Annotated in this window: 19 protein-coding genes; 12 read left to right on the plus strand and 7 right to left on the minus strand. The window is 57.4% G+C overall.

Annotation, left to right across the window (positions count from 1 at the left end; all coding sequences use genetic code 11):
* Positions 1–2: 2 nt before the first annotated feature.
* Positions 3–431, minus strand: a complete 429-nt coding sequence (locus tag AAGD24_RS19250) for a thioesterase family protein (protein ID WP_036211464.1) — start codon at positions 429–431, stop codon at positions 3–5.
* A 282-nt stretch (positions 432–713) separates the two neighbouring features.
* Between AAGD24_RS19250 and AAGD24_RS19255 the strand changes: the two genes are divergently transcribed.
* Positions 714–2,351, plus strand: a complete 1,638-nt coding sequence (locus AAGD24_RS19255) for an MBL fold metallo-hydrolase (RefSeq protein WP_288352450.1) — start codon at positions 714–716, stop codon at positions 2,349–2,351.
* Positions 2,352–2,393: 42 nt separating this feature from the next.
* Here AAGD24_RS19255 and AAGD24_RS19260 read toward each other — a convergent pair whose 3' ends face one another.
* Entirely contained in the window at positions 2,394–2,552 is a 159-nt protein-coding gene (locus tag AAGD24_RS19260) for a YqaE/Pmp3 family membrane protein (protein WP_007155136.1), read from the minus strand.
* A gap of 221 nt (positions 2,553–2,773) precedes the next feature.
* Between AAGD24_RS19260 and AAGD24_RS19265 the strand changes: the two genes are divergently transcribed.
* Positions 2,774–4,237 (plus strand): succinylglutamate desuccinylase/aspartoacylase family protein, encoded by a 1,464-nt coding sequence (locus AAGD24_RS19265; RefSeq protein ID WP_075194674.1) that lies wholly within the window; start codon positions 2,774–2,776, stop codon positions 4,235–4,237.
* 68 nt (positions 4,238–4,305) lie between these two features.
* On the opposite strand, the gene AAGD24_RS19270 is transcribed toward AAGD24_RS19265, so the two are convergent.
* Positions 4,306–4,908 carry a PEP-CTERM sorting domain-containing protein gene (locus AAGD24_RS19270; RefSeq protein WP_379866017.1) on the minus strand — a complete coding sequence of 201 codons (603 nt, stop codon included), beginning with the start codon at positions 4,906–4,908 and terminating at the stop codon, positions 4,306–4,308.
* Positions 4,909–5,201: 293 nt separating this feature from the next.
* On the opposite strand from AAGD24_RS19270, the gene AAGD24_RS19275 reads away from it, so the two are divergent.
* Entirely contained in the window at positions 5,202–6,125 is a 924-nt protein-coding gene (locus AAGD24_RS19275) for a DMT family transporter (RefSeq protein WP_036211473.1), read from the plus strand.
* A 47-nt stretch (positions 6,126–6,172) separates the two neighbouring features.
* A complete protein-coding gene (locus tag AAGD24_RS19280) occupies positions 6,173–6,712 on the plus strand; it encodes a carbohydrate-binding protein (RefSeq protein ID WP_379866019.1) in 540 nt (179 codons plus the stop codon).
* A 5-nt stretch (positions 6,713–6,717) separates the two neighbouring features.
* Here AAGD24_RS19280 and AAGD24_RS19285 read toward each other — a convergent pair whose 3' ends face one another.
* Positions 6,718–7,890 (minus strand): MalY/PatB family protein, encoded by a 1,173-nt coding sequence (locus AAGD24_RS19285; protein WP_379866021.1) that lies wholly within the window; start codon positions 7,888–7,890, stop codon positions 6,718–6,720.
* A gap of 205 nt (positions 7,891–8,095) precedes the next feature.
* Here AAGD24_RS19285 and AAGD24_RS19290 point away from each other — a divergent pair, with 205 nt between their 5' ends.
* The 7 genes from AAGD24_RS19290 to AAGD24_RS19320 all read left to right on the plus strand — a co-directional run bounded on the left by AAGD24_RS19290 (position 8,096) and on the right by AAGD24_RS19320 (position 16,460).
* Positions 8,096–8,983 carry an AEC family transporter gene (locus tag AAGD24_RS19290; protein ID WP_036211478.1) on the plus strand — a complete coding sequence of 296 codons (888 nt, stop codon included), beginning with the start codon at positions 8,096–8,098 and terminating at the stop codon, positions 8,981–8,983.
* Between the two features lie 139 nt (positions 8,984–9,122).
* On the plus strand, positions 9,123–11,630 hold the full coding sequence (locus tag AAGD24_RS19295; protein ID WP_041332969.1) for an acyl-CoA dehydrogenase: 2,508 nt from the start codon (positions 9,123–9,125) through the stop codon (positions 11,628–11,630).
* A 216-nt stretch (positions 11,631–11,846) separates the two neighbouring features.
* Positions 11,847–12,635, plus strand: coding sequence for an ABC transporter ATP-binding protein (locus tag AAGD24_RS19300; RefSeq protein ID WP_091643085.1), 789 nt, complete (start codon positions 11,847–11,849; stop codon positions 12,633–12,635).
* Complete coding sequence (locus tag AAGD24_RS19305; RefSeq protein WP_041332967.1) at positions 12,625–13,344, plus strand: ABC transporter ATP-binding protein; 720 nt, start codon at positions 12,625–12,627, stop codon at positions 13,342–13,344. The genes AAGD24_RS19300 and AAGD24_RS19305 overlap by 11 nt, the downstream gene beginning before the upstream one ends.
* 31 nt (positions 13,345–13,375) lie before the next feature.
* Positions 13,376–14,593 (plus strand): ABC transporter substrate-binding protein, encoded by a 1,218-nt coding sequence (locus AAGD24_RS19310; RefSeq protein ID WP_036211487.1) that lies wholly within the window; start codon positions 13,376–13,378, stop codon positions 14,591–14,593.
* Positions 14,594–14,638: 45 nt separating this feature from the next.
* Positions 14,639–15,529 (plus strand): branched-chain amino acid ABC transporter permease, encoded by an 891-nt coding sequence (locus tag AAGD24_RS19315; protein WP_036211490.1) that lies wholly within the window; start codon positions 14,639–14,641, stop codon positions 15,527–15,529.
* A gap of 4 nt (positions 15,530–15,533) precedes the next feature.
* Positions 15,534–16,460, plus strand: coding sequence for a branched-chain amino acid ABC transporter permease (locus tag AAGD24_RS19320; protein WP_007155124.1), 927 nt, complete (start codon positions 15,534–15,536; stop codon positions 16,458–16,460).
* A gap of 13 nt (positions 16,461–16,473) precedes the next feature.
* Here the strand turns inward: AAGD24_RS19320 and AAGD24_RS19325 are convergent, their stop codons facing one another.
* Positions 16,474–17,421 (minus strand): LysR family transcriptional regulator, encoded by a 948-nt coding sequence (locus tag AAGD24_RS19325; RefSeq protein ID WP_085678433.1) that lies wholly within the window; start codon positions 17,419–17,421, stop codon positions 16,474–16,476.
* Positions 17,422–17,658: 237 nt separating this feature from the next.
* On the opposite strand from AAGD24_RS19325, the gene AAGD24_RS19330 reads away from it, so the two are divergent.
* Positions 17,659–18,540, plus strand: coding sequence for a DMT family transporter (locus AAGD24_RS19330; protein ID WP_379866024.1), 882 nt, complete (start codon positions 17,659–17,661; stop codon positions 18,538–18,540).
* Between the two features lie 407 nt (positions 18,541–18,947).
* Here AAGD24_RS19330 and AAGD24_RS19335 read toward each other — a convergent pair whose 3' ends face one another.
* Both AAGD24_RS19335 and AAGD24_RS19340 read right to left on the minus strand, forming a co-directional pair.
* The gene (locus AAGD24_RS19335; protein WP_379866026.1) at positions 18,948–19,490 is read right to left on the minus strand and encodes a cysteine hydrolase family protein; all 543 of its coding nucleotides are present in this window, start codon (positions 19,488–19,490) and stop codon (positions 18,948–18,950) included.
* 43 nt (positions 19,491–19,533) lie between these two features.
* Entirely contained in the window at positions 19,534–20,412 is an 879-nt protein-coding gene (locus AAGD24_RS19340) for an MBL fold metallo-hydrolase (RefSeq protein WP_379866028.1), read from the minus strand.
* Positions 20,413–20,490: the final 78 nt, after the last annotated feature.

Below are 20,490 nucleotides of genomic sequence, written 5' to 3' on the forward strand. Positions count from 1 at the left end.
TACTAATCGCCGAAGCGTGCGCGGAAACTCTCTGGCATGGGCACAACCGATTTGCGCTGGTAATTGAAGAACACGAAACCGTACTTGGCCAGGGCCACGGGTTGACCGCTCTCCGCCTTGGTTACGCGGAATACGAAATCCCCGCCGTATTTGTTGAAGTCCATCAGCCCCACTTCAAAGCGGAGCATTTCCGGAAAGAACGATTCCGATTGGTACATCGTTGCCAGGTCGGTCACGATAATACCCACGCCGTTTTTGTCGGCTTCCTCGACACCATAGTTCACCAGGAATTGTGCCCTGGCTTCAGACAGCATGGAGATTAACGCATCGTTTCCCAGATGGTTGGCTCCATTGATATCGGTGATCCGAACCGGCATCTTGGTTTCAAAATAAAAGGCGTTATCCGGGAAAGAGAGCTTGATGCGAGCCAAGTCGGCGTTCCTGTGTGGGGGAATTTTCTGTAAACCCAATGATACTTGGTTGTAACCATGCCGACACCCCGAGACAGCAGACCGAACATTCGTTATCTTGGACTTTTACCGGCAGCCTTCACCGTTGCCCGATGAAAGGGGTTGGGAGGCTACTGTCAAAACTGTGCGGAGCCATGGATGGCGGAGCTCAAGCGCCACATGGACGTGCTTGAGCGTGTTTTGACAGTAGCCTCCCAACCTCTTTCCAGCACCAACAGTCTGACCAACAGATACGGACACTCTATGGATATTCGCCCTGCTGCCACGCTGGTTTTGACCAAAGACACTGCTGAAGGTCCAAAGATCCTGCTGCTGCAACGAACCTGGGACGCGGTATTCATGCCGGGCTATTTTGTCTTTCCCGGTGGTTCTGTCGACGATCAGGAAAACAATGGGCGGGCCCACGCAATCGGGCGGGCTGACACTGAAATCAGCCAGACAATGGCCATGGATGAAGGTGGCGCCGACTACATGCTTGCGGCTGTCCGGGAGTGTTTTGAGGAAGCGGGCATTCTGTTAGCCGTTGATGAAAAAGGTGCTGCGCTGACTCATGACCACCCCATTCACAGCGACCGCGAAGCTCTGTTTAAAGGTGAGTTAACCCTGGCGGAACTGTGCCATCGCTATAACCTCACCATTCCCCTGGACCGTCTGGGCTACCTCGGGCACTGGGTGACACCGCCGGGACCTCCCCGGCGCTTTGATACCCGCTTCTTCATTGCAGTGGCACCGGAAGGGCAACGGGCAAGTCATGATGGCAATGAAACCATTGACCACGTCTGGCTGAGCCCGGCGGAAGCCCTGGAAGATCATCGCAGTGGCCGCCGCCTGCTAGGGTTACCAACCATTGGGACGCTGCGGATACTGGCGGAGTTCGGCACCACGGAAGCCCTCATGCGCTATGTCCACGCTAATCCGCCGGAGCCCTATCCCAACAAGCCGTGGCCGGCGGTCAAGAAAGACAGGACCACGATGCTGGAGCCGGGGGCACCCGCCTATGACGAAGCGGTCAAGCTGGACCCGGAGGGTGCAGGCTCTACACACGCGGACATTGTTCCCGGGAAACCGGTGGAGGTGGCGGCCGGTGTGGTTCGCCTGACAGCGCCAAACCCGGGAATGATGACCGGCCCCGGCACCAACACCTATGTGCTTGGCCACAAACGGTTTACGGTACTGGACCCCGGCCCGGACGACGCAACGCATATTGAGCGCATTCTGGAATTCACTGGTGGAGCGATTGATCAAGTGGTGGTCACTCATACCCACCAGGACCACTCGCCGGCAACAGTGGCACTGAAGGCAAGAACCGGCTGTCGCGTTTACGGCCAGCTGGCTCCCGAAGGCCCGGCCCAGGACCAGACGTTTTCGCCGGATGTAGAGCCGGTGAATGGTGACCTGATCGTCACCGAGGCTGGCACCCTGAAAGCCCTTTACACCCCGGGGCATGCCTCCAACCATCTTTGCTATCTGCTCCTGGAGCAAGAGCTGCTGTTTTCTGGAGACCACATCATGCAGGGCTCCACCGTGGTCATTAATCCGCCAGACGGTGACATGAAGGCCTACCTGGAGTCGCTGTACGACCTGCTGGCCGAGTCCGTGCGTTACATAGCGCCTGCCCACGGTTTCCTGATGGCACGCCCCGAATCGGTGATTGATTATCTCATCACGCATCGTCTGGCACGGGAGCACAAGGTTGTCAGGGTGCTGAAAAGCCTCGCCCCGGCCAGCCTGAAAGATCTGACCGCAAAGGCCTATGACGATGTCCCGGCGGCGATCCATGGCGTCGCCGCCCGCTCCGCGCTGGCGCACCTGCTAAAACTGGAGGCAGATGGCCGGGCTGCGCGAGAAGGCGACATCTGGCGCACCACTCCCGACATTTGAAGCCCGCCCCTCACAGACACTTGGTTCCTGCTCAGGGGCGGCCTATTTTTTCGCGATGATCCAGACGGCGTGCACGATACCGGGAATGTAACCGAGAATCGTCAACAGGATGTTGATCCAGAAGTGTTTGCCAATCCCCACTTGTAAAAAGACGCCCAACGGCGGTAACAAAATCGCAACCAGAACTCGCAAAAGATCCATACAGTTTATCCTCCATCGAACGTATAACGGATACAGAACTGCAATCCGCATCCTGTAACCTCTTTGAATAGGTCATTTTGCGGAATTACACAATGAGTTCATGAAAGTGGCATTAAACCTTTGTCACAGCCGTATTCATGAAACAATGGGGTCTCTATCCTTGTACCGTTTTCACAGATCGGACAACGAGCCTCAAACTGGCTGAAGACTCGAGAGGAATTATGCTGTATCGCTGGCTGACACATCTGTTTCGCGCTGGCCTGATGTTTACCCTGACTGGCAGCCTGGTCGCAATCCCTGCCGTCTACGCAAACAAGTCCGATGACTCCGATAACACGGAGATGCTCGTCGCGGAGCTTGCCGAGGACGAGAGTGTTGAGGATGTCGAGCATTCGGAACCCTTGCGCTCGTCTGAACCGAAAAAGAATAGCGGTAAAGCAGACACCACTCAGAAATCCGATGAGGAGCTCGCCTCACAGGATAAAACACCAGATTCCACGGCAGAACCGGCCGTGGAAGAAGTGGCCCCCAATGTTGATTTAAAGGAGGTGGCGCCGCCTCCAAAGCCCGCTGAACCAGCGGAGTCGAAGACTTCGGAGCCCGAACCTTCGAAGCCCGACGCAACGGCGGATCAGCCCAAACCCACTGCCCAGGGCGCAGACCCCGCAACGGCGACCGATGAAAACGGCGTGGAAGAGTCTGCTGAGGTGACGGAACCCGAAAAGGCCACCAGCCTGAAAATGCTCGGTGCCGAGGTTCTGCCCGGAACGTCGACTCGCCTGGCCTGGTCCCCTGCCATCCAGATTGCCGGCCTGTCGCAACCAACACCGGTTCTGGTGGTCAATGGCTCCAAACCCGGCCCTAACCTATGCCTGACCGGTGCCGTTCACGGTGATGAACTCAACGGCATCGAGATCATCCGCCGAACCATGTACGACCTGGAGCCAGACAAGCTCTCCGGCCGGGTGATCGGCATTCCCATCGTCAACCTGCCAGGTTTCCAGCAAGGCAGCCGCTACCTGCCCGACCGCCGTGACCTCAATCGTCACTTCCCCGGCAGCACCGATGGCAGCCTGGCGGACCGGATTGCCCACTCGCTGTTCGAGAACGTAATCCGTCATTGCGACATGTTGGTGGATATCCACACCGGGTCTCTCAAGCGCACCAACCTGCCCCAACTGCGTGCGGACATGAATAACCCGGAAGTGGCGGAACTCACCCGTGGATTTGACCGCATGGCAGTCGTCCACAGTACAGGCACCACCGGCATGCTTCGTCACGCCGCTGTCGAAGCCGGTATCCGGTCCGTCACCATGGAGGCCGGTGAATCACTGCGAATCCAGGAGCACCAGATCAAGGCCGGGGTGAACAGCCTGACCAGTCTGATGGACAAGGAAGGCATGATCTCAAGGATGTTCGTCTGGGGAGACCCCGAACCCGTCTATTACGATTCCGAGTGGATACGGGCCGAACACGGCGGCATTCTGTTCAGCGAAACCAAGCTGGGGGCCAAGGTTTCTGAAGGTGAAATCCTGGGTTATGTTTCGGATCCCATCACCAACGCCCAGCATCCCATCCGCGCCCGCAGCAGCGGCCGAATTATCGGCATGGCGGTGGATCAGGTGGTCATGGCCGGTTTTGCGGCCTATCACGTCGGCACAGAAGCGGAAGTGCCGGGAGAATAAAAAATGGGGTCAGAGCAAGCTCTGACCCGATTTTATCGTTCAACTGTCAGGATACTAAACGCAACCGTTCAGGCTGAACGTCGGCGGGCACGCAGCCCCATACCGAGAAGACCGAGGCTCAGGATGGCCAGAGTTCCAGGCTCTGGTACTTCGCTGGCTTCAGAAATCAGTTCAATCTTCGCCTTAACCTTGGAGCCGTAGCTGCCCAGCCCAAAGATGCCTTCGTTAAAAGTGGTGTCGAGGAGGGACACACGAAGCAGACCATCGCCCAATGCGCCAAACACCAGGTCAAGCGAACCGTTCCAGGACAGCACACCTTCCTGGTAAAGGCCAAAGAGTACGGAATCTCCGGAGGTGTTCCCGTTGACAGAGCCACTCATCAGTTCCGGTGCTGTGAAGTTGAAATCGACGGAAATCGGTTTGGCGACTTTGTCATCGCTGTTGACCGTGCCTTCAGTCGTCCAGATTTTGAACAGATTAAAGGTCGTACTTTCACCGGCATTCAGATCAAAAGAAAACGGGTTGGCTGCATAGTCTGAAGAATCAACAACCAGTCCGGGGTCTGAATCATTCAGGTTGACCTGATAGCTGGCAGAAATCATTGCCGCGCTTGCCAATGCAGGCAGGCACATTGAAATCAGTAGTGCAATGGTGAGTTTAAGATGTCGCATAGCTGCTCCCTGGGTTATCCCACATTTCATTCGTTTTACTGCCCCGCCATACAGGCACCTGCTATACCAACATCTGAATTTCCAATCTAAAACAAGAATCTATATTGAATCCTGCATTTATCCAGCAGCGGGCTTGTAAGAAATCCTGACACCCAATCAGACAGTCACCAGCCGGATACGATCAACCAATATCTCCACTACCACTTTGGTAACAAGGCATTAGCTCGCAGGGCGTAGTATCCTTCGGGCTCCCGAACCAGATCAGAAACCCAAAAACCCTGACAGGAGTCGGTGTGCCCTCAGAAACCCCGAAACCACTATGGCTGGCCTACACCGGCCTGGTCCTGACCCCGTTGTTCTGGGCGGGCAACGCCGTGGTGGCCAAAAGTGTGGTTGGCGAGATTCCTCCTCTGTCCATGTCGTTCTGGCGCTGGGTGATTGCCCTGACGATACTCCTGCCCTTCGGGCTGCCGGGGGTCTGGCGCCAGCGCCGGGTCATCCGCGAACACGCACTGTCGATACTGGCACTCGCCACGTTCAGTGTGGCGGCGTTCAACTCGCTGCTTTATTTTGCCGCGGTGACCACCACGGCCACCAACATCGCGCTGATTAACGCCACCATACCCATCATGGTGGCGTTACTGGCCTGGTTGCTGTTGGGAGATCGCACACGCCCCATTCAGGCTCTCGGAATCGGGCTGGCGGTACTGGGCATCCTGGCGGTTGTGGCGCGGGGAGACCTCTCAGTGCTGACCGGTTTGCGGGCGCAACCCGGTGATCTGATCATGGTACTGGCGGTATCCAGTTGGGGTCTGTTCTCAGTACTGCTTCGCCGCCAGGCGGTACCATTGCCACCGCTGACCTTTCTGACCGTCCAGATCGCCTGCGGCACTATGGTGATCTTGCCGTTTTTCCTGGTGGACCTACTGTTCTTCTCAGGTGGATTCGAGCTGAACGCATCAACCGCGCTGCCCATGATGTATTTTGCAATTTTCCCCGGTATTCTGGCTTACGCGTTCTGGAATCATGGGGTGCATCGGATTGGTCCTGCAAAAGCGGCCATCTTCATGTACCTCACCCCTGTATTTGCGTCGGTGATGGCGGGCATTTTCCTCGGGGAACGCCTGGGCCTGTTCCATGTCATTGGCGGCCTTCTGATTCTGGCCGGACTGTTCCTGGCCACCCGAACCACCGAACTCCGCCGCAAATACCGTTGAGCACCCAACAACAAATATCGACAAGGCAGGCATTCATGGTCAATGGCATGACAAGGCGCTTCAGATGGGCCGGCGTACTGATACTGGCGGCTTTCAACACCCCAGCGGTCGCTGCCCCCTGCGATCCTGAGGAAAATACCTGGATACCGAGCCGCTATTACCCACCGGGACAGACGGTCTTTCACCAGGGTGACTGGTACCAGTCCCGCGAACTCCACGAGGGTAAAACACCCGGTGCGGATTTCGAATGGGAAAGACTGGCGTCTGTGCCTGATTGCGGCGTCGGTCGTGATGACAGCAACGTCGCTGAGCGCAAATCGGAAGGTAGGCTGAACCGTCAGCCACAGGCACCGACCGACGCCGGCCAACCGCCTGTAAAAGCCTCCAACGAGCGCCCACAGGCCTGCAAAGAACCCGGGCGATGGAGCTTTGGCGGCAGCTATACCGTGGGCCAGATGGCCATCCATGAAGGGCAGACTTACCGCGCCATACGCCCCAGCAACGGCCAGATGCCAGGCATGAGCCAGCCGCCTCACTGGCAGCCAGTAGACGATCCCTGCAGTAACGGCGCTGAAAATGCCAACTGACCCGGTTATTCAGTCAGCGCCTGCCGGATCTGCTCCAGGGCCGTGTCCAGAACCCGGCGCGGGCAACCAATATTCATACGCATGAACCCGCTGCCGGGCTCACCAAAGGTGATGCCCGGGTTCATGCCAATACCCGCTTCCTGCACAAAAAACCGTTTCAGTTCCGCGTCGCTCATGCCCAGGCCCCGGCAGTCCAGCCACAACAAGTATGTGCCCTCCGGCTCCGTTACCCGGATGTCAGGCATGTGTTGGCGGATGTAGTCCATCACCCTGTCACGATTGCCTTGCAGGTAGATCATGAGTTCGTCCAGCCACGGGCCACCCTGGCGATACCCGGCCTCGAAGCCGGCGATACTGAAGGGATTGCACTGGTTCATGTGCATGGTGTCGAACACGTCTTTCAATAACTTCCGATGCTCTGGATTCTTCACCACCAGCGCCGACAAGCCCAGACCGGGCATATTGAAGGATTTACTGGGCGCTACGGTGGTAATCAGGGCCTGTTCCTCATCGGCCAGTTTCGCCAGTACATGATGGGCAGGCTTGTCCGGATAGGTGAGGTCGCAATGAATCTCATCCGACAGCACCACCAGGTTGTGGCGCCTGGCAATGGCCAATACCTCCCTGAGCTCGCTTTCGCCCCACACCCTTCCCACCGGGTTATGGGGCGAGCACAGCAGCAACACTCTGGCATCGCCCCGCGCTGCACAGGCCTCAAGGTGTTCGAGATTCATCTGATAACGGCCATCCACCTGTTCCAGCGGGTTTTCAATCACCGCACGACCGGTTTTCCGAATGGCACTGAAGAAAGGCGGGTAAACCGGAGGCTGTATTATCACCCCTTCACCTTCGCCAGCAAACGCCAGTGCCGCCGCGTGCAGCGAAGGCACCACCCCCGGGGCCATCATTAGCCATTCCCGCTCAATGACCCAGCCATGCCGATGTTCAAACCAGTCAATCACCGACTGGTACAGGCTCTCCGGAAACAGTGTATAACCGTATACCGGGTGCCTTGCCCGTTCTTCCAGAGCCCTGGTCACCGCTTCCGGCGCTGGAAAGTCCATATCCGCCACCCATAGGGGGATAACGTCATCTTTGCCGAATACCGCTTTGCGGGCGTCAAATTTTACGGAACAGGTGTTTTCCCGCTCAACAGGCTGGTCAAAGGTCTCAGGCACAAGTGGCTCTCCGCTAGGATGGTGAGTTAGGCAAGGTTATTCTGTGGCAGTCGTTACAATCCGTGCAAGTTGGGCGCTGCTTCCCCAGCTTATAGAAGGGGTTATCTTTGGTCGCAAGGGCACAGGTTTTACTTGCCTGGAACCCGGTATAATTGCGAACCTAACGAGTTATTTGCTTACCCTGATCGACCCTCGGAGCCCCTGAATGCTTGCCCAGATCCTGTCCACGATGTTGCCGGTCTTTCTGATCGCCGGTTGTGGTGCCCTTTACGGCCGATATCGCACTCCAGACATCAAAGGCTTGAACACCCTCAATATGGAGCTGTTCGTCCCCATGCTGGTGTTCGCGGTTCTGGCTGATCAACAGGCTCCGCTGCAGGATTACACCAGCCTGGCTCTGGCGGCAACGGTGGTCGTTCTGGGTTCCGGCATCGTGCTCTATCCGCTGGCCAGGATTCTGAACCTGAACCTTAAAACCTTCCTGCCGCCGATGATGTTCAACAATTCCGGCAACATGGGCATTCCCGTACTGGTATTTGCGTTCGGCGAGGCAGCCCTGCCCGCGGCCGTTGTCCTATTTGTCGTGGAAATGCTGCTGCACTTTACGGTGGGCATCTACATGCTGGACCCGCACACGTCGATCATCAGACGGCTTCGCATACCCGTTATTGCGGCAAGCATCGCCGGCCTTACCGTCAACTTCGGTGGCGTACCCATGCCACAATGGCTGCTGGAAACCCTGAACATGCTAGGCGGAGTGTGTATCCCGCTCATGCTCTTTACGCTTGGTGTTCGCATGCTGGATGTGGATTTCAGCGACTGGAAACTCGGGGTTCTGGGCGCTATTTCCGCGCCTGCATCCGGGTTGATTCTTGCCTGGCCAATGATAGCAATTCTGGATCTGCCGGGCCTGCAGATAGCTGCTTTGTGGGTCTTCGCCGCCATGCCCTCTGCTGTGTTGAACTACATGCTGGCGGAGCAGTATCAACAGGAACCTCATAAAGTAGCCTCACTGGTGCTTATGAGTAACCTCGGAAGCCTTGTGGTGATGCCGATTGTGCTGGGCCTGGTCTTTACAGCCGGCTATGTATGAACCGCTTCAGATAACGATCAATGTCGGAATCCTCGCTGATGCGTCAAGATCACTAGCGCAAGCGCTTGCAACCTCTCTGGCTTTGGCCGAAGGTAAGAACGATTCAGGTTGAATTTCTTCTCGATATGGAGATCCGCCCATGAGTGTTCTGCTTCTACTGATCAGTGCGCTGGTACTGATCTACCTTGGCATCGGCGGCACCACTGCCGCCACCGTGCTTGTGATTGCAACGGTCGTCGGGCTGTTTCAGGATGGCTGGCACATCCTCAGTATACTGTTTGGTGGCGGGCTGCTTGCCCTCAGCCTGGTGCTGGTGCTCCCAGGTGACCTGCGGCGCGAGAAGTTCAGCGCTCCGCTGCTGAACTGGGTGCGCGGTCGGCTCCCGAAGCTCTCGGATACCGAGGCCGAGGCCCTGCGCTCAGGCACCGTAGACTGGGATGGCGAGCTTTTCTCCGGGCAACCCAAGTGGTCGAAACTGCTCGATGCCAAACCGGCCCACCTCTCCAGCGAAGAACAGGCGTTCCTCGACGGGCCGGTCGAGAAGCTTTGCGGCATGCTGGATGACTGGAAAATCACCCACGAAGAGTACGACCTGCCCAACAAGGTCTGGAAGTTCATTCGCGAGAATGGCTTCTTCGGGTTGATGATTCCCAAGGAACAGGGCGGCAAGGGCTTTTCCCACACCGCCCACTCCGAGATCGTGATGAAGATTTCCACCCGCAGCGTATCCGCCGCTGTGACCGTCATGGTGCCCAACTCGCTTGGCCCGGGCGAGCTGCTGATGGAATACGGCACCGATGCCCAGAAAGAACATTACCTGCCCCGGCTGGCCGGCGGCGAGGAAATCCCCTGCTTTGCACTGACGTCGCCGGTCGCCGGTTCTGACGCCGGAGCTATTCCGGACAAGGGCATCGTCTGTAAGGGCCAGTGGAATGGCGAGGAAGTACTGGGCCTGAAAGTCACCTGGAACAAGCGCTACATCACACTGGCACCGGTGGCGACGCTGATTGGCCTGGCCATCAAGGTCTACGACCCGGACAAACTACTGGGCGACTCCGACGACATCGGCGTTACCTGCGTGATGGTTCCACAGGACCTTGAAGGGGTTCACTCCGGCGCCCGTCACCTGCCAATGAATACCGTGTTCATGAACGGTCCGACCTGGGGCAACGACGTGTTTATCCCCATGGATCAGGTGATTGGCGGCCAGGACATGTTGGGCAAAGGCTGGAAAATGCTGCTGGAATGCCTGTCCATCGGGCGTTCCATCTCCCTGCCCGCATTGGGCACCGGCGCTGGCAAAGTGGCCAGCATGGCCACAGGTTCCTATGCCCTGACCCGGGAACAGTTCGGCCGCTCCATCAGCCAGTTTGAGGGGGTTCAGGAAGCGCTGGAGCCCATCGCCGGCTACACCTACATGATGGATGCCGCACGGTTGCTGACCTCCGGCATGCTGGACCGGGGTGTACGCCCCTCCGTGCCGTCAGCGGTTCTCAAGTATCGCAATACCGACCTGATGCGCACGGTGATCAATCATGCCATGGACGTGGTCGCCGGCCGCGGTGTTATTACCGGCCCCCGCAACTTCCTGGCCAGGGCGTATCAGGCAGTGCCCATCGGCATCACGGTGGAAGGCGCAAACATCCTGACCCGCAGCCTGATGGTGTTCGGCCAGGGTGCCATCCGTTGTCACCCGTTTATTGTTGAAGAAATCGAAGCAGCGGGCATGGACGATAAAAAGGCGGCGGTCGAGAAGTTCGACGGCATCTTCTACCGCCATATCGCCCACACCACCCGCAATGCGTTACGCTCGTTAGTGCTGGCACTGAGCGGCGGCTTGCTGGAAACCGTGCCCCGCCAGGGTAACATCCAGTCCAGCTATCGCCAGCTTGCCCGGTTCTCGGCCGCGTTTGCCTTGATGACCGACGTTACCCTGCTCACTGTTGGTGGCGGCCTCAAGGCACGTCAGCGCCTGTCCGGGCGGATGGCGGACTGCCTTGTACACCTGTACTACGCCACGGCGGTGATCAAGCAATGGCACGAGGAAGGCTACCCGGAAGACCAGCGGCCGTTGGTGGAATGGTGCCTTCAGACCAGCCTGCGCGACCTCAAGACATCCATGCGTGAGCTGATCATCAACTTCCCGGTTCCGCTGTTGCGCTGGCCGCTGCGGATGCTGGTGTTCCCTCTGGGCGCCACCGGCCTCAACGGCCCGGACGACGCCCTGGGCACGGAGGTGGCCGCCAGCATTGTGAACGATACGCCGCTGCGCCAGCGCATCAGCCGCGGCAGCTATATCAATACCGATCCGGACGACCCTTTGGGCCGTGTACTGAACGCGTACCGGCTGGCCAATGAAACCAAGGACATGCGCGATCGCCTGCATGAAGCCCTGCGCAATCGGGATGAAGACGAGCTGGGCGGTATCGACCTGCTGATGGGGCATCAGCGTAAGGAACTGGTGGACTGGGCCTGCGAGCAGGGCGTTGTTCAGAAAGACGAATGCGACAAACTTCTTGAGGCACTGGAAGCACTCTACGATGTCATCCGCGTGGATGCCTTCGAAGCCGACGGGCTGAAAGCCCTGTCCCGGTGTGCCAAGGGTAAGCGCAAAGTGGTCGAACGCCCGCCACGGGACGAAGAATAACCACTGGAATAACCACTAAAGGCACGCCCTGAACGGGGCGTGTCTCCCCCACTGTTCCCCTCTCCCATTCTTGACAGAATCCACATTCGCCAACTATTACTGAATGTCGGTTCAAATAGCTGTATTTGCGACCTTTCAAGAAACCAGCTGTCACAACAACGAATAAAAACACGCGGCATCAGCGCCGCTCACCTGAATTGAAAGGGGTGTCTTTCCGTGGAAGAGCAGGCTGCAGGCGAGCAGACACAACCATCCTCAACCATCCTTGAAACCAGGAACCTGACCAAGGATTTCAAAGGCTTTACCGCCATCAGTGACGTCAGCATCAACGTCAAGACAGGCTCCATACATGCGTTGATAGGCCCGAACGGGGCCGGAAAAACGACGTTTTTCAACCTGTTGACCAAATTCCTCAAGCCCAGCGCCGGGCAGATTATCTACGCTGGCAAAGACATTACCAACGCGCGCCCCGCGGGTATTGCCCAGCAGGGGCTGATTCGCTCTTTTCAGATTTCGGCGGTATTTCCCCACCTGTCTGCCCGCGAAAACGTTCGGGTCGCCCTGCAACGCAAGTTGGGCATTTCCTATCACTTCTGGCGGCCGGTACGAATTCTTGATCAACTGAATGAAGAAGCGCAGGCCACCCTGGAACAGGTCGGCCTGGGGCCCTTTGCCGATACCAAGGCGGTGGAACTCGCCTACGGACAGAAGCGGGCGCTGGAGATTGCCACCACCATTGCACTCAAGCCCAGGCTCATGCTGCTTGATGAACCCACCCAGGGCATGAGTTCAGAGGACGTAGGCACGGTCACCGAGCTGATTCGCAAGGTGGTGGATGGCAGAACCATCGTGATGGTTGAGCACAACCTCAATGTGGTGTCCACGCTGGCCGACACCATCACCGTCCTGAACCGCGGGGAGGTGTTGGCTGAAGGCAACTACGACACGGTATCGACCAACCCCGCCGTCATGGAAGCCTACATGGGAACCACCGATGCAGCCTGATCAACGCCCGGAAATGCTCAAAATCGAGAATCTTCACGCCTGGTACGGCGAATCCCACATTCTCCATGGCCTCGATCTGACTCTGCGGGAAGGCGAGGTAATTACCCTGCTTGGCCGCAACGGGTCCGGACGCACGACCACGCTCAAGTCGATTCTGGGGCTGGTCAGCAAACGCACCGGCTCCATCAAGATCCACGGCACCGAAATCATCAACATGCCCACCCACCGCATTGCCCACGTTGGCAAGCTGGGGTATTGCCCCGAGGAGCGGGGGATTTTTGCGTCTCTCAACGTGGACGAGAACCTGGAGCTTCCCCCAGTGGTGGCCGATGGCGGGATGTCCGCGGACGAGATCTACAAAATGTTCCCGAATCTTGAAGAGCGCCGCAAAAGCCAGGGCTCCAAGCTCTCCGGGGGCGAGCAACAGATGCTGGCAATTGCCCGCATCCTTCGTACCGGCGCCAATCTCCTGTTACTGGACGAGATCACCGAAGGGCTTGCGCCGGTTATCCTCAAATCCCTGGATGATGTCATCCGCAAACTGCGTGACCGGGGATTCACCATCATTCTGGTTGAGCAGAACTTCCGCTTTGCCGCTCCGCTGGCCGACCGACACTATGTGATTGAGCACGGACGAGTGGTTGAGCAGATAGAAGCGGCCGATCTCGAGGCCAAGAAAGAGCAGTTGAACAGGCACCTGAGTGTCTGAACCCGAATCTAATAACAAAAGGAATCCCACCATGTTCAAGCACTGGAAATCTGGACTGGCAGGCGCCGTGGCAGCGGCTACCCTGGCAATGCCCCTCACGGCAGCGGCCGAATTGACCGACGGCAAAGTAAAAATCGGCGTCCTCAGTGACATGTCCGGCGTTTACAAGGCCCTCGAAGGGCCGGGCGCGGTGACTGCCGCCAAAATGGCGGTCGAGGATTTTGGCGGTTCGGTGATGGGCAAACCCATTGAGATCATTTCCGCGGATCACCAGAACAAGCCGGATATCGGCGCCAGTACCGCCCGGGAGTGGATCGATGCGGAAGAGGTGGACATGATCACCGCCCTCGACAACTCCTCCGTTGCCTTGTCCGTTCAGGGCCTGGCCAACGACAAGAAAATCATCACCATGAACACCGGCGCCGGCACCACCGCACTGACAGAAGAACAGTGCACGCCTTACGGTATTCACTACGTCTACGACACCCACGCGTTGCCGGTTGGCACTGCTACGGCGATGGTCAAGAACGGCGGTGAAAGCTGGTTCTTCATTACCGCCGATTACGCCTTCGGCCACTCTTTGCGGGACAACACCGGCGCCGTGGTGGAAAGTCTCGGTGGTGAGGTGGTCGGTAACGTCAATGCGCCACTGTCCACCAACGATTTCTCCTCCTACCTGCTCCAGGCCCAGTCTTCCGGAGCCGATGTCATTGGCCTGGCCAATGCCGGCCAGGACACGGTGAACGCCATCAAACAGGCCAACCAGTTCCGCATTGTGCAGGGCGGACAAAAACTGGCCGGCATGCTGGTGTTCATCACCGACGTCCACAGCATGGGGCTGGACATTGCCCAGGGCCTGCAGTTCACCACGGCCTTCGTGTGGAACCAGAACGACGAGACCGAAGCCTGGTCCCGCCGCTTCTATGAACGCCACAACGCCATGCCCACCATGGTTCATGCCGGTGTTTACTCGGCGGTCACCAATTACCTGAAAGCAGTCAAAGCCACCGGTTCTGACGACAGCGATACCGTTCGTGCCGAACTGGGCGACATGACCCTTAACGACATGTTCGTGAAAGGGGGCAAGATTCTGCCCAACGGCTCCATGCTCCACGACATGTATCTGGTGGAAGTGAAGAAGCCGGACGAAGCCAGTGAGGAATGGGACCTGCTGCGGGTAGTCTCGAAGATCCCCGCGGATCAGGCCTACATCTCGCTGGAAGACACCAAGTGTTCGCTGGTTAACTAACCACGCCGATTAACCACTGCTTCAGGGGAGATAGCCAACGTGTCGATGCAGGTCATACTGGCCCAGGCGCTGCTTGGGCTGAATGTGGGTGTGTTTTACGCCATGTTGAGCCTCGGGCTCGCGGTGATATTCGGGCTGCTGAATATCATCAACTTTGCCCACGGTGCCATGTACATGCTGGGTGCCTTCATCGCACTCATTGGCTACTCTCTGCTGGAGCAGTGGTTCGGTATCAGCCTTCAGATCGGATTCTGGGCGTCACTGCTGGTGGCGCCCGTGATCGTCGGTATTCTGGGGGTGACCATTGAACGCTTCATGCTCAAGCGTCTCTATGACCTTGACCACATCTATGGCCTGCTGCTGACGTTCGGTATCACGCTGATCCTGCAGGGTCTGTTTGCCAACTACTTCAACGTCTCCGGCACACCCTATCCCGGGCAACCGGAGAGCCTCAGTGGCGTAGTAAACCTCGGGTTCATGTACTTCCCGACCTACCGACTGTTCGCCATCATTTTCTCGCTGGTGGTCTGTTTTGCCACCTGGTACGTCATCGAACACACCAAACTGGGTTCACGGCTACGGGCCGGTGTCGAGAACCCGGACCTGACCCAGGCATTTGGCCTGAATGTGCCACTGATGATCACCCTCACCTTCGCCTTCGGGGCCGGCCTCGCCGGCCTGGCAGGTGTACTGGCCGCGCCAATCTATTCGGTCAGCCCGTTAATGGGGGCGGACCTGATCATCGTCGTGTTTGCCGTGGTGGTGATCGGCGGCATGGGCTCGATTATGGGCGCCATTCTATCCGGACTTGCGCTGGGCTTGATTGAGGGCCTTACCAAAGTGTTTTACCCGCCAGCGGCCAGCACCGTGATCTTCTTCCTGATGGTGCTGGTGCTGTTGTTCCGCCCTGCGGGCTTATTCGGTAAGGAGAAGTAAGGCCATGATCAACCGCGTTCTGTTTATCATCATGCTGGTCGCCGGCCTTGGCGCGCCCTTCTATGCCTACCCGGTCTTTGTGATGGACCTGCTGTGCTTCGCGCTCTTCGCCTGCGCCTTCAACCTGCTGCTCGGCTACGCCGGCCTGTTGTCGTTCGGGCACGCCGCCTTCTTCGGCGGTGCGGCGTACATTACCGGTTATGTGACCAAAGAGTGGGGATTCGGCCCGATATTCGGCATTCTTGCCGGCACCGGGTTTGCGTTGATCCTCGGCACGATATTCGGCTTCCTCGCCATCCGTCGACAGGGCATCTACTTTGCCATGGTGACCCTGGCGCTGGCGCAGATCATCTACTTTCTGGCGCTTCAGATGCCGTTCACCGGCGGTGAAAACGGTCTCCAGGGCATTCCCCGTGGCGAACTCTTCGGCTTCATCAGCCTCAACAACGAAATCGCCATGTACTACTTTGTGTTTGCGGTATTCATGATTGGTTTCGCCATCATCCACCGAACCATCAACTCCCCCTTTGGCGAGGTCCTCCAGGCCATCCGGGAAAACGAATCCAGAGCACTCTCGCTCGGTTACGACGTCGACCATTTCAAGCTACTTGCGTTTATCATTTCCGCCACACTCGCCGGAACCGCCGGTGCCACAAAAGCCGTGATATTCCAGTTTGCGGCATTAACCAACGCGCACTGGCAAACCTCCGGGGAAGTCATCCTGATGACACTGGTGGGAGGCCTTGGCACCATCTTCGGACCGGTACTGGGTGCGATTACCGTCGGCGCACTCAGCCATGAACTGTCAGCATTCGGCTCCTGGGTACAGGTGATCCTGGGGACTGTGTTCGTCGTCTGCGTGATGGTATTCCGCCGCGGCATTGTCGGTGAAATACAGCATCGGCTGCTGAAGAAAAAAGCGGATAAATAGGCCCCGGGGCTTGTTACTCGCCCCGCAAGCCGCCACGGATGGCTTCATCCACCAACCAGCGACGCAACACCTGCAGCCCACGCTCCCGCCGACGGCTGGTTTTCCAGGCGAAATAGAACTTGTCGCCCGTCATCACCGAGTGACTGGGCAAACGGACAAAATCGCCGGAATCCAGTCGTGTGCTCAGCATGTAATCGTTGGTCAGCGCGATGCCCTGATGAAAACGGGCCGCCTCCAGAGCCAGCAACATGTGGCTGAAGTGCTGTATCCGCGCCGTACCGGGAATCTTCTGATCCACCGCCCGATACCAGGCTTCCCAGTCGCCGGCGGCCTTATCGAAAATGCTGTGGGTGGACAACAGTGGGAAACGACTCACCTCCTCCGACGACAGCTCTGGCTCATCCCTCCCTTCAACCTCCGAATCCCGGCCCAGTTCCCGACGGATGCGCTGCCAGTAATCCTGGCTGCACACCGGAAACAGCCGCTCGGTATACAGCAACTCATAACTGAATGCCGCGGAAGACGGCTTGATGGTGATAAAACAGTCCGCCACCCGGTCGGACAGCACCGGGTTCTCACTGCTCATCTCCAGGGAAAGATCCAGTTGCGGATACTCCCGCTGCAAATCCGGTAACCGCGGCACCAGCCAGCGCACCGCAAATGAACTGAACACCGACAACCGTAACCGCGACTCCTCATGGCCCAGCAACTGCTCACTCACCCGTTCAATCTGCAACAACGCCGACCCCACGCCATCCAGATACTGCCGGCCTTCGTCGGTCAACGTCAGAGTGCGGCCACTGCGCCAGAACAGTTTCTCACCGAGATAGGTTTCCAACTGCTTGATCTGATGACTGACCGCACTCTGACTGACCGCCAGCTCCTCCGCCGCCAGCGAAAAGCTGTTCAGCCGGGCAACGGCTTCGAAGACGGGTAGGGCTTTGAGGGGTGGAAGCTTCATTATCTAAATTTCTAATGATAAGTGATTAAAGATCATTTTATCGGATAGTAATACACCACTAGACTCACCATCACAAGATTCAGGGAGCCCTGCACACTACCCTTTCCAAAACTGTACGGAGCCATGGATGGCGGAGTCCAAGCGTCACATGGATGTGCCGAAGGAGCGTGTTTTGGAAAGGGTGGTGTGCAGGGCGACAACTCCGATGTCGGAGCAAAACCAAGAGGAGCCGAAATCATGTCAGGCAAAACCGTAAACAGTGCAATCCTTCTGCTGGTGATCGGCAACGCCATGGCATTGATCAGCGATGTGTTCATCAAACTGCTGGAACCCGGCGCCCCCGTATTCCAGTTTGCCTTCCTGCGCTGCGTCATCACCTTGTTGCTGCTACTGCCCCTGGCCGGCCAACTCAACCGGAAACACCTGTTTTCCGGCATCAAGGTCCACGCCGTGCGGGCCCACATACACCTGGCTGGCATCCTGTGCATGGTCGTCGCCCTCGGCAATCTCCCGCTGGCCACCGCCAACGCCGTGTTCTACGCAGCCCCCATCCTGGTCATGGTGCTGTCCGTCATCCTGTTCCGGGAAAAGCTGACCCCGCTGAGCGTCTTTGCCGTCTTCAGCGGATTCGGCGGCATCGTCGTCATCCTGCGGCCAGTGGAATTCAACTGGGCGGCCATCGCCGCACTGGCCTCCGCCTTTGCACTGGCCATCAACGCCGTCATGGTGCGTAAACTGCCGAAGCAGCAGTCCACCGTTCACAAGTTGTTCCTCAACTACGCATTAATTATTCCGGCTGCCGGCGCACTGGCCTTATGGGAAGGCGCCGCCTGGGACAGCTCCATACTTATCAGTGCACTGGGATCTGCCCTGTTTATTCTGGGCTACAACATCACCGTTTTGCTGGCCTACCAGCAGGTGGATGCCAACCAGGTGACCAGCGCCGAATACACCGGCCTGATCTGGGCGGTACTAATTGGATGGATAGGTTTCAATGAAATGCCCGACCTTTGGTTCGCCGTGGGCAGTGCCATGATTGTGGTGCCACTTATCATGGTGGGGTTGCGTTCGCGTCATCGGAGTCGCCGGGTATTGCAGCCTCAGCCGGTGAATAGTTGACGCGTTCAGTCCATAGAGATACCAAGGAGTAACCTGCGCCCATCTGATGGACCTAATCCTGCGGTTACTCCTCAGCTTCGTAGGTCACACGAAACTGAATGCGGCGTTCCAAAGTTTGATTGGCCAAGATACGGAACTGAAGCTACGGTCGCAAAGCGAACATTCAGATTGTTAGAACATCTGCACTCACCAACAGCGGTCGTTTTGGAGGGCCCGCCAATATAGATGAGTTCACCACCAGCCAGTGGATCAGCGTGATGGAAGAAGGCATTTAGTATCCGTTCTAAGCGAGTCAGCGATGAATCCGAGTCGAACGATACCATCGAAACGACCGGCTGAAATGCTTCTAGCCGGTCGGCGTTCAATTTATGGGAGCAACCACCCGACAGATACGAAGAGCAGGATCCTCACAGGTAATCCCGGGTGGACTGGACACTCCCATAGGCAAACCCAAGAGCCGCCATAGCCGTGGCATGAACCTGTGCCGCAGGCACGGTCATACCGTTGAACTCAAGATCCATCGTGGCGCAGGCATCTTCTAGCACAGCGACCTTGTAACCGAAGTCTGAAGCGGCGCGGCTGGTGGCCTCAATGCACATGTGGCTCATGGCACCGATCACCACCACTTCCTCAATGTCGTTAGAATCCAGCAGCTCTTTCAGGTTGGTTTTTAGGAATGAGTTGGGATAGTTCTTGAGAATAACCGGCTCATCGCCTTTTGGTGCCACAGATTCGTGGATGTTCACGCCGTCTGAGCCAGGTGTGAACACAGGCGCATTCGGATCCGGAAACTCGTGGTGAACGTGCACCAGCAGGTCTTTGTTCTGACGCGCTGCGTCGATCACCTGTGCCGCCTTGGCGGCTGCCTGCTCAATATTCACCAGTGGCAGTTTGCCGGAGGCAAAATACTCATTCTGGATATCGACAACAATAACGGCTCGTTTACTCATTAGACGGTTCCTCATTTGGTCATTTATTTCAGGTGTGTTCTGGTCAGAAAGAAAGATTCTCACCATCCGCCGGGATCAAAACCTGCTCATCAATTCCCTCGCTCTGAACGAACTCCGCCAACTCCTCGCGGCTCAGGGTCATATGGTTCACGGCGTCCATGTGCACGGCGACAATGTCCGCATCTGGCAAAGCGCGGTGAACGCGCAGGGTATCTTCTTTGCCCATGATGATCGGGTCGCCCTCAAAGCCGGTAAACTCCGCAGCGCCGGCATTCAGTACAACAACATCCGGCTGGAAGCGCTCCAGCGACTGCACCACCTCATCACGCCACACGGTATCGCCTACCACGTACGTGGTTTCCCGTCCCTCGGCTTCAAAAACCACACCCATTACTTCACCGAGCGCCTTGGCCAGTTCGGGAACGGCATAGAGGGTATCGGAGCCGTGCTGCCCGCCGGTTTTGTGGAGTGTCACGCCGCCAAACTCCGCTTGGCCATCGAGGATACGTACATCCTGGAAGCCTTGTGAACGGATCATCTCGGCATCCGCCGCGCTCTGCACAAACAGGGGAAGCTCTTTCGGCAACAGCTTCTGGGCGGCATCGTCCCAGTGGTCCAGGTGGGTGTGGGTCACAATCACCGCATCGGTACCCTCGATCACGTCCTCTGCCGCCATGGGCAAGTCAACCAGAGGATTCCGCAGCTCACTACGGTACGTGTTCGGAAAGCCCGGATAAGCACCCTGTTCCGCCAGCATGGGGTCGATCAGAAAGGTAGTCTCTCCGTAAGTGACTTTGATGGTGGCATTACGGATTTGCTGTATCTGGTGGCTGGATGCCTGAGTGCCAGATTCGGCGAAAGCAGCGCCGGCAAAAACAGTCGAAGCCAGCACCAGAGCGCCAGCGAAGGTTTTAATCAACATGGTATTCATCCTCCAACAGGGTGTTCGTTGATGGAATAAAGTCTACGGAGATCTGATCACCGCCAATATTGACCTGAA

It is taken from the genome of Marinobacter sp. M5B, assembly GCF_042604615.1.
In the GTDB taxonomy this organism is placed as follows: Bacteria; Pseudomonadota; Gammaproteobacteria; order Pseudomonadales; family Oleiphilaceae; genus Marinobacter; species Marinobacter salarius.

What these genes read in the sequence shown, in the direction of transcription:
- AAGD24_RS19315 (WP_036211490.1), top strand. Translation starts at nt 14,639, where the DNA reads ATGCAGGTCATACTGGCCCAGGCGCTGCTTGGGCTGAATGTGGGTGTG.
- AAGD24_RS19265 (WP_075194674.1), top strand. Translation starts at nt 2,774, where the DNA reads ATGCTGTATCGCTGGCTGACACATCTGTTTCGCGCTGGCCTGATGTTT.
- AAGD24_RS19295 (WP_041332969.1), top strand. Translation starts at nt 9,123, where the DNA reads ATGAGTGTTCTGCTTCTACTGATCAGTGCGCTGGTACTGATCTACCTT.
- AAGD24_RS19260 (WP_007155136.1), bottom strand. Translation starts at nt 2,552, where the DNA reads ATGGATCTTTTGCGAGTTCTGGTTGCGATTTTGTTACCGCCGTTGGGC.
- AAGD24_RS19335 (WP_379866026.1), bottom strand. Translation starts at nt 19,490, where the DNA reads ATGAGTAAACGAGCCGTTATTGTTGTCGATATCCAGAATGAGTATTTT.
- AAGD24_RS19340 (WP_379866028.1), bottom strand. Translation starts at nt 20,412, where the DNA reads ATGTTGATTAAAACCTTCGCTGGCGCTCTGGTGCTGGCTTCGACTGTT.
- AAGD24_RS19320 (WP_007155124.1), top strand. Translation starts at nt 15,534, where the DNA reads ATGATCAACCGCGTTCTGTTTATCATCATGCTGGTCGCCGGCCTTGGC.
- AAGD24_RS19255 (WP_288352450.1), top strand. Translation starts at nt 714, where the DNA reads ATGGATATTCGCCCTGCTGCCACGCTGGTTTTGACCAAAGACACTGCT.
- AAGD24_RS19310 (WP_036211487.1), top strand. Translation starts at nt 13,376, where the DNA reads ATGTTCAAGCACTGGAAATCTGGACTGGCAGGCGCCGTGGCAGCGGCT.
- AAGD24_RS19325 (WP_085678433.1), bottom strand. Translation starts at nt 17,421, where the DNA reads ATGAAGCTTCCACCCCTCAAAGCCCTACCCGTCTTCGAAGCCGTTGCC.
- AAGD24_RS19330 (WP_379866024.1), top strand. Translation starts at nt 17,659, where the DNA reads ATGTCAGGCAAAACCGTAAACAGTGCAATCCTTCTGCTGGTGATCGGC.
- AAGD24_RS19280 (WP_379866019.1), top strand. Translation starts at nt 6,173, where the DNA reads ATGACAAGGCGCTTCAGATGGGCCGGCGTACTGATACTGGCGGCTTTC.
- AAGD24_RS19305 (WP_041332967.1), top strand. Translation starts at nt 12,625, where the DNA reads ATGCAGCCTGATCAACGCCCGGAAATGCTCAAAATCGAGAATCTTCAC.
- AAGD24_RS19270 (WP_379866017.1), bottom strand. Translation starts at nt 4,908, where the DNA reads ATGCGACATCTTAAACTCACCATTGCACTACTGATTTCAATGTGCCTG.
- AAGD24_RS19290 (WP_036211478.1), top strand. Translation starts at nt 8,096, where the DNA reads ATGCTTGCCCAGATCCTGTCCACGATGTTGCCGGTCTTTCTGATCGCC.